General features: G+C 76.1%; 13 protein-coding genes and 1 riboswitch. Of the genes, 9 read left to right on the top strand and 4 right to left on the bottom strand.

The genetic code is table 11. The features are described from left to right. Positions 1 to 27: 27 nt before the first annotated feature. Together GOBS_RS00500 and GOBS_RS00495 are read left to right on the top strand one after the other, a co-directional pair. Positions 28 to 735 carry a Mut7-C RNAse domain-containing protein gene (locus GOBS_RS00500; protein ID WP_012946350.1) on the top strand — a complete coding sequence of 236 codons (708 nt, stop codon included), beginning with the start codon at positions 28 to 30 and terminating at the stop codon, positions 733 to 735. A 152-nt stretch (positions 736 to 887) separates the two neighbouring features. After that, positions 888 to 2183: an Nramp family divalent metal transporter gene (locus GOBS_RS00495; protein ID WP_012946349.1), complete on the top strand. Its 1296-nt coding sequence runs from the start codon at positions 888 to 890 to the stop codon at positions 2181 to 2183. A 92-nt stretch (positions 2184 to 2275) separates the two neighbouring features. Here the strand turns inward: GOBS_RS00495 and GOBS_RS26945 are convergent, their stop codons facing one another. The 3 genes from GOBS_RS26945 to GOBS_RS00485 all read right to left on the bottom strand — a co-directional run bounded on the left by GOBS_RS26945 (position 2276) and on the right by GOBS_RS00485 (position 3953). Beyond that, positions 2276 to 2446, bottom strand: a complete 171-nt coding sequence (locus tag GOBS_RS26945) for a hypothetical protein (RefSeq protein WP_012946348.1) — start codon at positions 2444 to 2446, stop codon at positions 2276 to 2278. A 296-nt stretch (positions 2447 to 2742) separates the two neighbouring features. Further along, positions 2743 to 3360, bottom strand: coding sequence for a TenA family protein (locus tag GOBS_RS00490; protein ID WP_012946347.1), 618 nt, complete (start codon positions 3358 to 3360; stop codon positions 2743 to 2745). Beyond that, positions 3357 to 3953 carry a TenA family protein gene (locus GOBS_RS00485; protein WP_012946346.1) on the bottom strand — a complete coding sequence of 199 codons (597 nt, stop codon included), beginning with the start codon at positions 3951 to 3953 and terminating at the stop codon, positions 3357 to 3359. The genes GOBS_RS00490 and GOBS_RS00485 overlap by 4 nt, the downstream gene beginning before the upstream one ends. A gap of 69 nt (positions 3954 to 4022) precedes the next feature. After that, positions 4023 to 4135, top strand: a riboswitch (TPP riboswitch). On the opposite strand from GOBS_RS00485, the gene GOBS_RS00480 reads away from it, so the two are divergent. The 7 genes from GOBS_RS00480 to GOBS_RS00450 all read left to right on the top strand — a co-directional run bounded on the left by GOBS_RS00480 (position 4125) and on the right by GOBS_RS00450 (position 11524). Then, positions 4125 to 5471, top strand: a complete 1347-nt coding sequence (locus tag GOBS_RS00480) for a purine-cytosine permease family protein (protein ID WP_012946345.1) — start codon at positions 4125 to 4127, stop codon at positions 5469 to 5471. It overlaps the preceding riboswitch by 11 nt. Beyond that, complete coding sequence (gene thiO, locus GOBS_RS00475) at positions 5468 to 6574, top strand: glycine oxidase ThiO (RefSeq protein ID WP_012946344.1); 1107 nt, start codon at positions 5468 to 5470, stop codon at positions 6572 to 6574. The genes GOBS_RS00480 and thiO overlap by 4 nt, the downstream gene beginning before the upstream one ends. Before the next feature lie 5 nt (positions 6575 to 6579). Continuing rightward, positions 6580 to 6780: a sulfur carrier protein ThiS gene (gene thiS, locus GOBS_RS00470; RefSeq protein WP_012946343.1), complete on the top strand. Its 201-nt coding sequence runs from the start codon at positions 6580 to 6582 to the stop codon at positions 6778 to 6780. Positions 6781 to 6782: 2 nt separating this feature from the next. After that, positions 6783 to 7628, top strand: a complete 846-nt coding sequence (locus tag GOBS_RS00465; RefSeq protein ID WP_012946342.1) for a thiazole synthase — start codon at positions 6783 to 6785, stop codon at positions 7626 to 7628. Continuing rightward, on the top strand, positions 7625 to 8224 hold the full coding sequence (locus GOBS_RS00460; RefSeq protein WP_012946341.1) for a thiamine phosphate synthase: 600 nt from the start codon (positions 7625 to 7627) through the stop codon (positions 8222 to 8224). Before GOBS_RS00465 ends, GOBS_RS00460 begins: the two co-directional genes overlap by 4 nt. A 253-nt stretch (positions 8225 to 8477) precedes the next feature. Next, on the top strand, positions 8478 to 8897 hold the full coding sequence (locus GOBS_RS00455) for an ATP-binding protein (RefSeq protein ID WP_041241255.1): 420 nt from the start codon (positions 8478 to 8480) through the stop codon (positions 8895 to 8897). 293 nt (positions 8898 to 9190) lie between these two features. Continuing rightward, positions 9191 to 11524 (top strand): glycoside hydrolase family 65 protein, encoded by a 2334-nt coding sequence (locus tag GOBS_RS00450; RefSeq protein ID WP_012946340.1) that lies wholly within the window; start codon positions 9191 to 9193, stop codon positions 11522 to 11524. Positions 11525 to 11599: 75 nt separating this feature from the next. Here the strand turns inward: GOBS_RS00450 and GOBS_RS00445 are convergent, their stop codons facing one another. Continuing rightward, a complete protein-coding gene (locus GOBS_RS00445; RefSeq protein ID WP_012946339.1) occupies positions 11600 to 12526 on the bottom strand; it encodes a metal ABC transporter substrate-binding protein in 927 nt (308 codons plus the stop codon). Positions 12527 to 12562: the final 36 nt, after the last annotated feature.

Genomic DNA, 12562 nt, shown 5'->3' with positions numbered 1-12562 from the left:
GCCGCTGACGGCGGGGGGCGTCGCGCGGTGACGGTGCTCGTCCGGCTCGACCCGGACCTGCGGTGGCTGCTGGCCCCGCGGTTCCGGGCGGCCGGCGAGCGCCCGCTCGGCCACGACCCGGACGCCACGGTCGCCCACCTCGTGCAGGCCGCCGGCGTGCCCCTGACGGAGGTGGGCAGGGTGCGGGTGGACGGCGAACCCGTACCGCTGTCGGCACGCACCCGTTCCGGCGCCGTGCTGGAGGTCGACCCGGTCCCCCGCCCGCAGCCGGCGGCGGCCGGCGGCTTCCTGCTCGACGTCGGGCTGGGCACGCTGGCCCGCCGGCTGCGGCTGCTGGGCCTCGACGCCGCGTGGTCCAACGACGCCGACGACGCCAATCTCGCTGCCCGGGCCGCCGCCGAGGACCGCGTGCTGCTCACCCAGGACCGCGGCCTGTTGATGCGGCGGAGCGTGCCCGGGGCGCTGGTGCGCGGGAGCCGGCCGGACGACCAGCTGGCCGACGTCCTCGACCGGTTCGCGCCCTCCCTGGCCCCGCTGACCCGGTGCACCGCCTGCGGTGCCCCCCTCGAGCCGGTGCCCAAAGCGGAGGTCGCCGACCGGCTGCCACCGGGCACCCGGCGGACCTTCGATGACTTCTCCCGCTGCCCGGTGTGCGGTCGGGTCTACTGGCACGGCGCCCACGCCCGCCGGATCGAGGAGCTCGTGGAGCGCGCCACCCGGCAGGTCGGCGGCTGAGCCGATCCCGGCCCTCCCGGCCACGGACGGGCGCCGGGCCGCTCAGGCCAGCCTCACCTCGGCCCCCGGGGGCCACGGGCTGGCCCCGGTGTGACACCCCCGGCGGGCAGGACAGGAGCGACCGCCCACCCGCTCCCCGCTGCGAGGCCGCCGTGTACCTGTCGAAGACCGAGGCCGCCGTCCTGCCCACCACGCTGGTCGGCACGCCGAGGACCCCGCCTCCCCCCGCCACCGGCCGGCGTCGCATCTGGCCGCTGCTCGGGCCGGCGTTCGTGGCCGCGGTCGCCTACGTGGACCCGGGCAACTTCGCCACCAACTTCTCCGGCGGCGCCGCCTTCGGCTACACGCTGCTGTGGGTGATCGTCGCGGCCAACCTGATGGCGATGCTGATCCAGTCGCTGACCGCCAAGCTGGGCCTGGCCACCGGTCGCGACCTGGCCACCAACTGCCGCGAGCAGCTGGCGAAGCCGGTCACCCGGGGGCTGTGGCTGCAGGCCGAGGCGGTCGCGATCGCCACCGACCTGGCCGAGATCGTCGGCGGCGCGGTCGCGCTCAACCTGCTGTTCGGCGTCCCGCTGCCCGTCGGCGGGCTGATCACCGCCGTCGTCGCCTTCGTGCTGCTGGCCGCGCAGTCCCGCGGGCACCGGCCCTTCGAGCGGGTCATCACCGGCCTGCTGCTGGTCATCGGCCTGGGCTTCGGCTACACGCTCGTCGGCTCGGGCGTCGACATGGGCGGGCTCGCCGGCGGCCTGGTGCCCTCCTTCGCCGGCCCGGACAGCCTGGTGCTGGCCGCCGGCATCCTCGGCGCGACGGTGATGCCGCACGTCATCTACGTGCACTCCGCGCTCACCCCGGGGCGCTACGGCGACGTGGTCACCGCCGGGCGCACGCACGAGGGACGGCGCCGGCTGCTGCGGGCGCAGCGGCTCGACGTCCTGCTGGCCATGGGGCTGGCCGGGCTGGTCAACGCATCGATGCTGATCATCGCCGCGCAGCTGTTCACCGGCGGGGGCGACGCCGGCTCGCTGGAGGGCGTGCACGCCGGGCTCGGCGACCAGCTCGGCGCCGGGGCCTCGCTGGCCTTCGCGCTCGCGCTGCTGGCCTCGGGGTTCGCCTCGTCGTCGGTCGGCACGCACGCCGGCCAGGTGGTCATGGCCGGGTTCCTGCGCCGGCACGTCCCGGTGCTGGTCCGCCGGCTGATCACCCTGGCCCCGGCGCTGCTGGTGCTCGTGCTGGGCGGCGACCCGACGACCGCGCTGGTCTGGTCGCAGGTGGTGCTGAGCTTCGGCATCCCGTTCGCACTGGTGCCGCTGCTGTGGCTGACCAGCCGGCGCGACCTCATGGGCGGCTGGGTGAACCGCCGGGTCACCACGGTCGCCGGCGCGGTGGTCGCGGCGCTCATCATCGGCCTGAACGGCCACCTGCTGGTGGGCTTCGTCCTCGGGTGACGGACCCCGTCGCCCGCCTCGGCGGGACCGACGAACTCGTGGTGATCGCAGCTCGATGACCACGAGTCCGTCGATCTCGGCACGTCAGGTCTTCAAGCGGGTTCCGGCACGCCGCCCGGGTCCCCGCCGGGGTCGTCCGGGGTCGCCTCGATCGGCGGGGGCGGGAGGGGCTCGGGCGCGTCGGGGAGCAGCTCGCCCGGGTCGTCCGGCACCGGCTCGGTCGGATCGATGCTCGGGTCGGGTTCAGGGATCGGCGCGACCATGCGGGCAGTCAACCAGCGCTCCGTGCCGACTGCGGAGTACTCCGCGCACCGCGGGGCCGCCGCATCGGCTCAGGTGAGGGCCGCGGCGGTCGCGGGGGCGGCTGCCAGTCGACGCGCAGGTCACCCGGTCCCGGTGGGGCGGGCGGCCTCCCTGCAGGGCCGCCCGCGAGCCTGGTGACGTGCTGCAACGGCCCCCGCGTCGGGGTCCCGTCACGAGCCTGGTGACGTCCTGGAACGGTTTCTCTGCAGGAGCCCGTCGCGAGCCTGCGAGTGGCGGGGGGCAGGGGGGTCCTCCCTCAGGCTCCGCGCCAGGCCGCCTCGAAGAAGCCGACCTCCAGCTGCATCGCCCGCCGGTACGCCGTCCGCACCGCGGGGACGTCGGAGGCGTGCTGGTCGAGCAGCCGCTCCAGCGTGACGGCCAGCTCCTCGAAGCCCGGGTCGGCGTAGGTGGTGACCCACTCGGCGTAGTCCCCGGCCGTCTCGGCGGACAGCGACCGGCCCAGGTGCGCGTAGAGCCGCACGCAGGGGGTCATCGCCGCAGCGGTCAGCGTGATGCCACCCAGGAAGGCCGTCGACAGGAGGAAGTCGGTGTAGGCCAGGGTCGCCGGGAGCGGCTCGACCCGCACGAGGTCGATCCCCCACCGGGCGGCGTAGCCGGCGTGCAGCGCGAGCTCCTCGCGAACGCCGGCGAGCAGGTCGGCGAACGTGTCCAGGGTCGCCCGGTCGGGGCTGTGCGCGATGCCGACGGCGTAGGCGCGGGCGAAGGACTCGAGGAAGAACGCATCCTGGGCGACGTAGCCGGAGAAGACCGCCTGCGGCAGCGTGCCGTCGCCGACGCCGGTGACGAACGGGTGCGCCAGCGCCTCGGCGGCCAGGTCGGCGTTCGCCGTCCAGAGCTCGGCGGCGAGGCTCATCGGGCCTCCACCGCCATCGCCCAGAAGGCCGTCTCGGCGGCGACCACCTCGGTGAACACCGCGTCGGCGTCCGGCGCGGGGACGCCGTCCGCCGCCGTCTCCAGGCCGGCCACGTAGTCCGCGAACCCGGGCAGCGTCCAGTGCTCGACGAACGGGCGGTACTCCGGCGCCCCGGGGGAGGCCCCCGACCAGGCGTCGAGGTAGGTGCGCTCGACGACCCACAGCGCGGTCAGCGCCGTCCCGACGTCGGCGGCGTCGAGCCGCTCCAGCAGCTGCGCGTAGGCGGCGGTGGCCGGCAGCGCCGGGACGGCGAGGTCCAGCCCGCGGACGGCGGCCTGCTCCTCGAACCACGCCAGCTCGTCGACCAGCGCGACCAGCCCGCCGGCGAGGACCGCCTGCGCCGGCCGGGGCGCGCGGGCCAGCAGCCGGGCCTGGAAGCGCAGCAGGTCGGCGACGAACCGGGCGTCCTGCACCAGCCAGGTGTCGAAGGCCGCGACGGGGATCGTCCCGTCGCGCACCGCGTCCAGGAACGGGTGGCGGGTCGCTCCCCGCCAGGGATCGGGGTGGTGGGACAGGAGGTCGGCGACCGGCACGGCGGCGACCGTACGCGGCCGGGTCTGCAGGGACCGCAGCGTGCCCCGATGGGTGGGCCTATGGTGAACACCGCCATGTGCGGGAGCTCGGGCTGACCGGGCTGAGAGGGCGACTGGACGCGTCGCCGACCGCTGGAACCTGACCGGGTAATGCCGGCGTAGGGAGCGACCATGAGCACGTCGGACGACGTCCGCACCAGCACGTCCACCGGGGACGCGCCCCTCACCCTCACCGAGGCCCCCGCCGCCACCCTCGGCCTGCGCGACGCGTTCGGGCTGTGGGCCAACCTCGGCGTCAGCCTGCTGCTGCCGGTGGCCGCCGTCTTCGTCGTCCTCCCGGGCCGGCCGCTGTCGACGACGATCGGCGCGATCGTCGTCGGCGCGGCGATCGGCGCGGTCCTCCTCGGGCTGGCCGCCGCGGCCGGCGCCCGCGAGCGGGTGCCGACGATGGTGCTGCTGCGCGGCCTGCTCGGCCGGCGCGCCTCCGCCCTGCCCACCGCGCTGAACCTCGTGCAGTGCGTCGGCTGGGCCACCTTCGAGATCGTGATCATCGCCGAGGCGGCGTCGCGGGTCCTCGACGCGCCGCGCTGGCCGTTCGTGCTGGTTGCCGGCGTGCTGGCCACCGCGATGGCGCTCCGGCCGCTCGGCGTCGCCCGGGTGCTGGCGCGCTACGCGATCTGGGCGGCGCTGGCCGCCGTCGTCTACCTGTTCGTCGAGGTGCTGGCCGAGCCGCTGCCGCTGCTCACCGAGGGGGCGGCGACGTCGTTCTGGACGGCGGCCGACATCGTGATCGCGCTGCCCGTCTCCTGGTTCCCCCTCGTCGCCGACTACACCCGCCACGTGCGCAGCGGCCGGGCGGCCTTCACCGGGGCGGCGGCCGGCTACGGCCTGGCCACCGTGGCGATGTTCACCCTCGGCGTCGTCGCGCTGGCCGCCTACGGCAGCGCCGGGTTCGACGTCATCGACGCGCTGCTCGCCGTTCCGCTCGGGGCGGTGGCCGTGCTGGTCCTCGTCTCCGTCGAGCTGGACGAGGCCTTCGCCAACGTCTACTCCACCGCCGTGTCGGCGCAGAACATCGTCGCCCGTGCCGACCGCCGGCTGCTCGCCGTGTGCGTCGGCGCCGTCGCCACGGTGCTGGCGCTGACCTTCGACATCGCCGCCTACGAGCCGTTCCTCTTCCTCATCGGCGCGGTGTTCGTCCCGCTGGCCGGCGTCCTCGCCGTCGCCTACTTCGCCACCCCGCGCGGCGCCTGGGACACCTCCGACACCGCCCCCGCCCGGCCGCTGCTCCTGCTGCCGTGGCTCGCCGGCTTCCTCGCCTACCAGCTGACGCTGCCGACCTACTTCGCCGGGCCGGGGGCGGGCTGGACGGCGTGGTGGGCCGCCCGCCAGGCCGACCTCGGCATTACCCCCGCCAACGGCTGGTCGGCGTCCCTGGTCGGCCTCGCCGTCGCGGTGTCGCTCACCGCGCTGGTCATCCTGCCCGGCCGGCTGTGCCGGCGGAGGATCCCCGCATGAGCGACGTCGCGGTCGCCGGTGGCGGGCTCATCGGGCTGGCCACCGCCTGGCGGGCGGCCCAGCGCGGCCTGTCCGTCACCGTCGTCGACGACTCCCCCGGCACGGGCGCGTCGGCCGCCGCGGCGGGGATGCTCGCGCCGGTCACCGAGGCCGGCTACCGCGAGGAGGCGCTGCTGCGGCTGGGCCTGGCGTCGGTCGAGCGCTGGCCGGCCTTCGCCGCGGACGTCGAGCGGGCCGGCGGCACCCCGGTCGGGCTGCGCACCGCCGGCACCCTGGTCGTCGGCTTCGACGAGGACGACGTCCGCGAGCTGACCGCGCTGCACGCCTACCAGCGGGAGCTGGGCCTGGACGCCGAGCGGCTGACCCCGCGCGAGGCCCGCCGCCGCGAGCCGTCGCTGACCCCGCGGGTGCGCGGGGGGCTGCTGGTCGCCGGCGACCACTCCGTCGACGGCCGGGCCCTGCACGCGGCCCTGCTGCAGGCCGCCCAGGTCGCCGGGGTGCGCCTGATCCGCGACCGGGTCACCGCACTGCGGGTCGACGGCGGCCGGGCGGCGGGCCTGGAGACGGCCGGCGGCACCATCGCGGCGGGGACGGTCGTCCTCGCGCTCGGCGCACACAGCGGCCGTCTGCCTGGGGTCCCGCCGCTGCCGGTGCGCCCGGTCAAGGGGCAGATCCTCCGGCTGGCCGGCGCCACCGACCTGCTCGAGGGCACGGTACGCGCGCTGGTCCGCGGCCGGCAGGTCTACCTGGTGCCCTACGCGGGCGACCGGCTGATCGTCGGCGCAACGACCGAGGACCGCGGCTTCGACCCGACCGTCACCGCCGGGGGGGTGCACGACCTGCTGCACGACGCGATCGACGTCGTCCCCGCGATCAGCGAGCTGGAGCTGGTCGAGACGCTGGCCCGGTGGCGACCGGGCACCCCGGACAACGCCCCGCTGCTGGGCCCCGGCCCGCTGCCCGGCCTGGTGCTGGCCACCGGGCACCACCGCAACGGCGTGCTGCTGACCCCGGTGACCGCCGAGGTCACCGCGGAGCTGCTGGCCACCGGCGTCCTGCCCGAGGTCGCCGCCCCCTTCACCACCGACCGCTTCGGGAGGTAGCCGTCGTGCAGATCACCGTCAACGGCGAGGACACCGCGCTGGCCGAGGACGCCACCGTGGCCGACCTGGTCGCGGCCCGCAGCGGCGGGCACGACCGGGTCGCGGTGGCGCTCAACGGGGACGTCGTCCCCCGCAGCAGCTGGCCGGCCACCCGGCTCTCCCCCGGCGACACCCTCGAGGTCCTCGCGCCCACCGCAGGAGGCTGACCATGTTGAAGGACCCCCTTGCCCCCCACCGCTCGCAAGCTCGCAGCGGGCCCCTGCACGGGGACCTGCGCGAGGAGGCGGCCGACCCGTTCGTCATCGCCGGCGAGACCTTCACCTCCCGGTTGCTGCTGGGCACCGGCGGCGTGCCCAGCCTGGAGACCCTCGAGGCGGCGGTGCGGGCCTCGGGGACCCAGCTGGTGACGGTCGCGCTGCGCCGGGTGGAGGCGTCGTCGAGCGCGTCGATGCTCGAGGTGCTCGACCGCTGCGGGGTGCGGCTGCTGCCCAACACCGCCGGGTGCCGCACCGCCCGCGAGGCCGTGCTCACCGCGCGGCTGGCCCGCGACGCGTTCGGCACACCCTGGGTCAAGCTCGAGGTGATCGGCGACGAGCACACCCTGCTACCCGACGCCGTCGAGCTGCTGGACGCCGCGGAGCAGCTGGTCGCCGACGGCTTCACCGTGCTCGCCTACACCACCGACGACCCCATCCTCGGCCGCCGGCTGGCCGACGCCGGGTGCGCCGCGGTCATGCCGCTGGGCTCGCCGATCGGCAGCGGGCTGGGCATCCGCAACCCGCACAACATCGCGCTGCTGCGTGAGGGCGTCGAGGTCCCGGTGGTGCTGGACGCCGGGATCGGCACCGCCTCGGACGCCGCGCTGGCCATGGAGCTGGGCTGCGACGCGGTGCTGCTGGCCTCGGCGGTCACCCGCGCCCGCGACCCCGAGCGGATGGCGCTGGCCATGCGGCAGGCGGTCGAGGGCGGCCGGCAGGCGTTGCTCGCCGGCCGGATCCCGCGCCGGTGGCACGCCGAGGCCTCGACGTCCTTCGAGGGCCTGCCTGAGTTGTGAGCGAGCTCGCGAGCTCAACGGACGACACAGCACGCCTGCCGCGGCTGCTCGTCGTCACCGACCGGACGCAGGCGGCCGGGCCGCTGGCCGACGTCGTGGCCGCCGCGGTGGACGCCGGCGCCCGGGCGGTCCTGCTGCGGGACCGGGACCTGCCGGACGACGAGCGCGCTGCCCTGGCCGCAGAGCTGCGCACCGTGCTCACCCCGGTGGGCGGCCTGCTGGTCACCGCCGGGGTGGGCGGCGACGGCGCCGTCCACCTCGCCGCGGCCGAGCCGTTCCCCGACCCGCGCCCGGCGCTGGTCGGCCGCTCCTGCCACTCGGCCGCTGAGCTGCTGCAGGCCCGCGCCGAGGGCTGCGACTGGGCCTTCCTCTCCCCCGTCCACCCCACGGCGTCCAAGCCCGGCTACGGCCCGGCCCTCGGCGTCGAGGGGTTCGCCCGCCTGCGGCCCCTGGGCCCGCCGACCTACGCGCTCGGCGGCGTCGGGCCGGACGACGTGCCCGCGCTGCTCACCGCCGGCGCGCACGGGGTCGCGGTCATGGGCCCGGTCATGCGCGACCCGGCCGTCGTCCGGGACTACCTGGCGGCCCTGGCCTGACGGCCAGTCCGCCGGCTGCCGGCCGGGGTGGTCGCCACCGCGGTGCTCTCAGGGGTCGTGGCCCCGTGTCCGCCGAGAGTGCGATCCGCAGAGGGTGACTCTGTGTGACACCTGTCTCACGATGTTTGGGGTCGGCCCCACAGGCCGATACGCAGGTGTTCGGCTCGCCCGCGGGCCGTCGGTCGGTCGCGCCCGCCGGGCGCGGGCCAGGGGGCGCCTCCGGGCGGGAACGAGCACGTGAGGGGACCACGGCGTGACAGGCGACACGGCCCGGGTGCTCTGGCCGGCCGCACGGCCGCCGGCGGCTCCCGACCGCTTCGTCTGGGACCTCGGGTCCGTGGCCGAGCTGCCCGTCGTCCGCGCCGAGGTGCGGGCCCACCTCGCCGCCCCGGAGCTGTCCGACCTGCGCGACCGGCTGGTGCTGGCCCTCGACGAGATGGCCTCCAACGCCCTGCGGCACGGCGGCGGCCAGGTCCGCGCCTCGGTGCGCCCCCTCGCCGACGCCTGGCTGATCGAGGTCCGCGACGGCGCCCCGGGCAGCCCGCCGTCCCCCGCCGTCGGCCGCGACCCCAGCGAGGGCGGCCTCGGGCTCTACCTGATCGCCGAACTGGCCACCGACCACGGCTGGTACGTCACCGCCGGCGCCAAGCACGTCTGGGCCGTGCTGCGGTGACATCGCGGTCCTCCCGGACCGCACCGCGGTCAGGAGCCGTCCCCGACCTGACCTGAGCTGCTGCCCGTGTCCCGGTCGGTGGGGAGGACCCCTCCTCCCCACCCCTCGTGGAAGGACAGCCTGCCCCCCGCGACCGGTCCACCCCGGCCGGGAGCCGTCCCCTGCGGCGGATGGCCCCGTCCCGGACCCCGCCGTCCCGGATCGCGCCGGGGTGCCCCGACCGGTAGGACCGGGAACGGGACGCCGGCCTTGGCGTCCGTGCCGTTGCCGGACGACGCGAGCGAGGACCGTGCGTGACCGCCCCGATCCTGGACGTCGACCCGTGGCTGGTGCGCGAGCCGCGCGTGGACCCGGGGACGCTCCCCGTCGCCGAGTCGCTCTTCAGCCTCTCCAACGGCTACCTCGGCGTCCGGGGGACGCTCGACGAGGTCGAGCCCTTCGGCATGCGCGGCACCTACCTCTCCGGGGTCTACGAGACGCACCCGCTGTCCTATCCCGAGGGCGGCTACGGGCAGCCCGAGGAGGGGCAGGCGATGCTCACCGTCGCCGACGGCACGCCGCTGCGCCTGCTGGTCGACGGGGTCCCGCTCGACCTGCGCGAGTTCGAGCTCGACGTCCACGAGCGCACGCTGGACCTGCGCGCCGGCACGCTCGACCGCCGCGTGCGCTGGACGACGCCGTCGGGCACGTCGGTCGAGGTGTGCTCGCGGCGGCTGGTCTCCCTGGTGGAGCGGTCGGTCTGCGCGGTGCGGTACGAGGTCCGCGTCCTGAACCGGCCCGCGCACGTCGTCGTCCGGTCCGATCTGGCCGCCGGCGAGGTCACGCCCGCGGGCGTGGACAACGACGACCCGCGCGTCGCGGAGTGCCTGGACGAGGCCTTCGAGCCGCGCGCCCAGATCGGCAACGCGAACGGTGGCGCCCTCGTGGAGCGGACGCGCCGGTCGGGGATCACGGTCGCGACCGCGGTCGGTCACGAGGTCGACGGCGGGCGGGTGAGCACGCACGTCGACGAGCAGCACGTCGTCACCACGGTCGCCGCCGACCTGCGCCCCGGCGAGGGCCTCACGGTCGTCAAGGTCGTCGGGTACAGCTGGTCGCACGACGCCGGGTCCGACTCCGTCCTCGCCGAGGCGTCGGCGGCCGTGAGCTCCGCCTTCGACCTCGGGTGGGAGGGTCTGCTCGCCGGCCAGCGGGCCGCGCTCGACGAGCTCTGGGCGACGGCGGACGTCGAGGTCGACGGCGACCCCGAGCTGCAGCAGGCGCTCCGCTACACCGTCTTCCAGCTGATCTCCTCCGCCTCCTGCATCTCGGGTGCCCCGGTCGGCGCCAAGGGACTGACCGGGATCGGGTACAGCGGTCACACCTTCTGGGACGTCGAGGGGTTCGTCGTGCCCGCCCTCACGCTGCTGCGCCCGGACGCGGCGGCACGGCTGCTGCGGTGGCGCGCCGCCACTCTCGACCTCGCGCGGGAACGGGCCGGGACGCTCGGGCTGGCGGGCGCGTGCTTCGCCTGGCGCACCATCAGCGGGCGCGAGGTCTCCGCGTACTGGCCGGCGAGCACGGCGGCGATGCACGTCAACGCCGACATCGCGCGCGCCTTCTGGCTGTACCAGAACGTCACCGACAGGGACCTCGACTCCCTCGGGGGCCTCGCGGTGCTCGTCGAGACGGCGCGGTCGTGGCTCTCGGCGGGCCACGAGGACGCGGCCGGCGCCTGGCACCTGTACGGCATGACCGGGCCGGACGAGTACACCGGGGTCGTCGACGACAACGTCTTCACCAACCTCATGGCCCGGCGCAACCTCCGGTGGGCCGCCGACGCGTGCGAGAGGCTGCCGGAGCGCGCGTCGGAGCTGGGCGTGGACTCCGCCGAGGCCTCCGCCTGGCGGTCCGCGGCGGACGCCGTGCACGTCCCGTGGGACGAGCGCCTGCGCGTTCACCCGATGAACGACAACTTCACGACCTACCGGGAGTGGCCCTTCGAGGACGAGCGCGACCACTACCCGGTGCAGGAGCACCACCACTACGCCGACTTCTACCGGCGGCAGGTGCTCAAGCAGGCCGACCTCGTGCAGGCGCTCTGGTGGTGCCGCGACGAGTTCACGGCCGAGGAGGTGGCGCGCGACCTCGACTACTACGAGGCGCGCACCGTCCGGGACTCCTCGCTCTCGGCCGCCGTCCAGGCCGTCGTGTGCGCCCAGGCTCAGCACCCCGACCTCGCCCTGCGCTACCTGCGGGAGGCTGCCCTCGTCGACCTGCGCGACGTCCGGGGCGACACCCCGAACGGCCTGCACCTGGCCGCCGTGGGCGGGACGTGGCTGGCGTTCGTCGCCGGCCTCGGTGGCCTGCGGGAGGACCACGAGGACCTCGAGCTCGCACCGCTGCTGCCGTCCTCGCTCTCGCGCACCGCCTACTCCGTCACCTGGCGCGGCAGCCTGCTCCGCGTCGAGACGACGCGGGAGGGCACCACGGTCACGCTGGTGCGCGGCGAGGAGCCGGTGACCGTCGTCGTGGACGGCGCCCCGCTGTCGGTCACGCCCGCCGCCCCTGTGCACGCGCCGTTGCGGGACCCGACCCCGCTGCTCGACGAGCCGAGGCAGCCGGTCGGTCGCGAACCCCGCACGTGAGGTCGTGCCTCGACCGCAGGTCGGTCGAGAGCTCCTCGCGTCCCGCCCCGGGAACGACGAGGCCGTCGCTGCCGTTCAGCCGCCGGCGGGCACGCAGTCCAGCCCCTCCTGGAGCGCCCGCAGGTTGGCCCGCATGGTGCTCAGGTAGTCCCCGCCGGACGCGGGCACCCGCTCCACCGGGTCCAGCACCCCGGTGCGCAGGCCGAGGTCGTCGGCGAGAGCCCGGGTGAGCCCAGGGCCGGTCGACACCTCGAAGAACACCGTCCGCACGTTGCGGCCCTCGACCACCTCGACGACGTCGCGCAGGCGGGCCGGCGAGGGCTCGACCGCGGGATCGAGACCGGCGATGCCCACCTGCACCAGGCCGTAGCGCTCGGCCAGGTAGCCGAACGCCTCGTGCGACGTCACCAGGGTCCGCCCGCGGCACCCGGCGAGGCCCTCCCGATACGCCGCGTCGAGCGCGCCCAGGTCGGCCTGCAGGGCGTCCGAGGCGGCGGCGTGGTCATCGGCGTGCCCGGGATCGACCTGCGTGAGCTCGTCGGCCACCTGGTCGGCGACCGCGGCCAACCGCACGGGATCGAGCCAGAAGTGCGGGTCCAGCGCGGCGGACCCCTCCTCCCCCGGCGGCCGGCCCGGGGCGCCGGCCAGGCCGGCGACGTCGGCGGCGTCGACGACGTGCCCGGAGCCGTGCTGCTCGAGCGCGGCGTCGGTGGACGCCTGCAGGCCCGAAACGTGCACGACGAGGTCAGCCTCCCCCAGCCGGCCGACCCGCCGGGGCGTGAGCTCGACCCGGTGGCCGTCGCCCCCGGTCCCGACCGGTCCCTCGACCGCGACGTGCTCGCCCCCGACTCGCTCGACGACGTACTGCAGCGGATAGGTCGTGGCGACGACCTCCACCCGGCCCCCGCCTCCGCCCGCTCCCTCGGAGCACGCCGCGGCAGCGAGGGCGGCACAGCAGACGGCGACCCAGCGGCCGAGGACCGGGTCGGGGCGGGTGGGCACGGGATCTCCTCCGGGAGGGACGGCGGTCGGGGCGGG

This window comes from Geodermatophilus obscurus DSM 43160, from assembly GCF_000025345.1.
Taxonomy (GTDB): domain Bacteria; phylum Actinomycetota; class Actinomycetes; order Mycobacteriales; family Geodermatophilaceae; genus Geodermatophilus; species Geodermatophilus obscurus.
The sequence above is the reverse complement of the archived record's forward strand: the minus strand, read 5'-3'. Positions and strand labels throughout refer to the sequence as shown.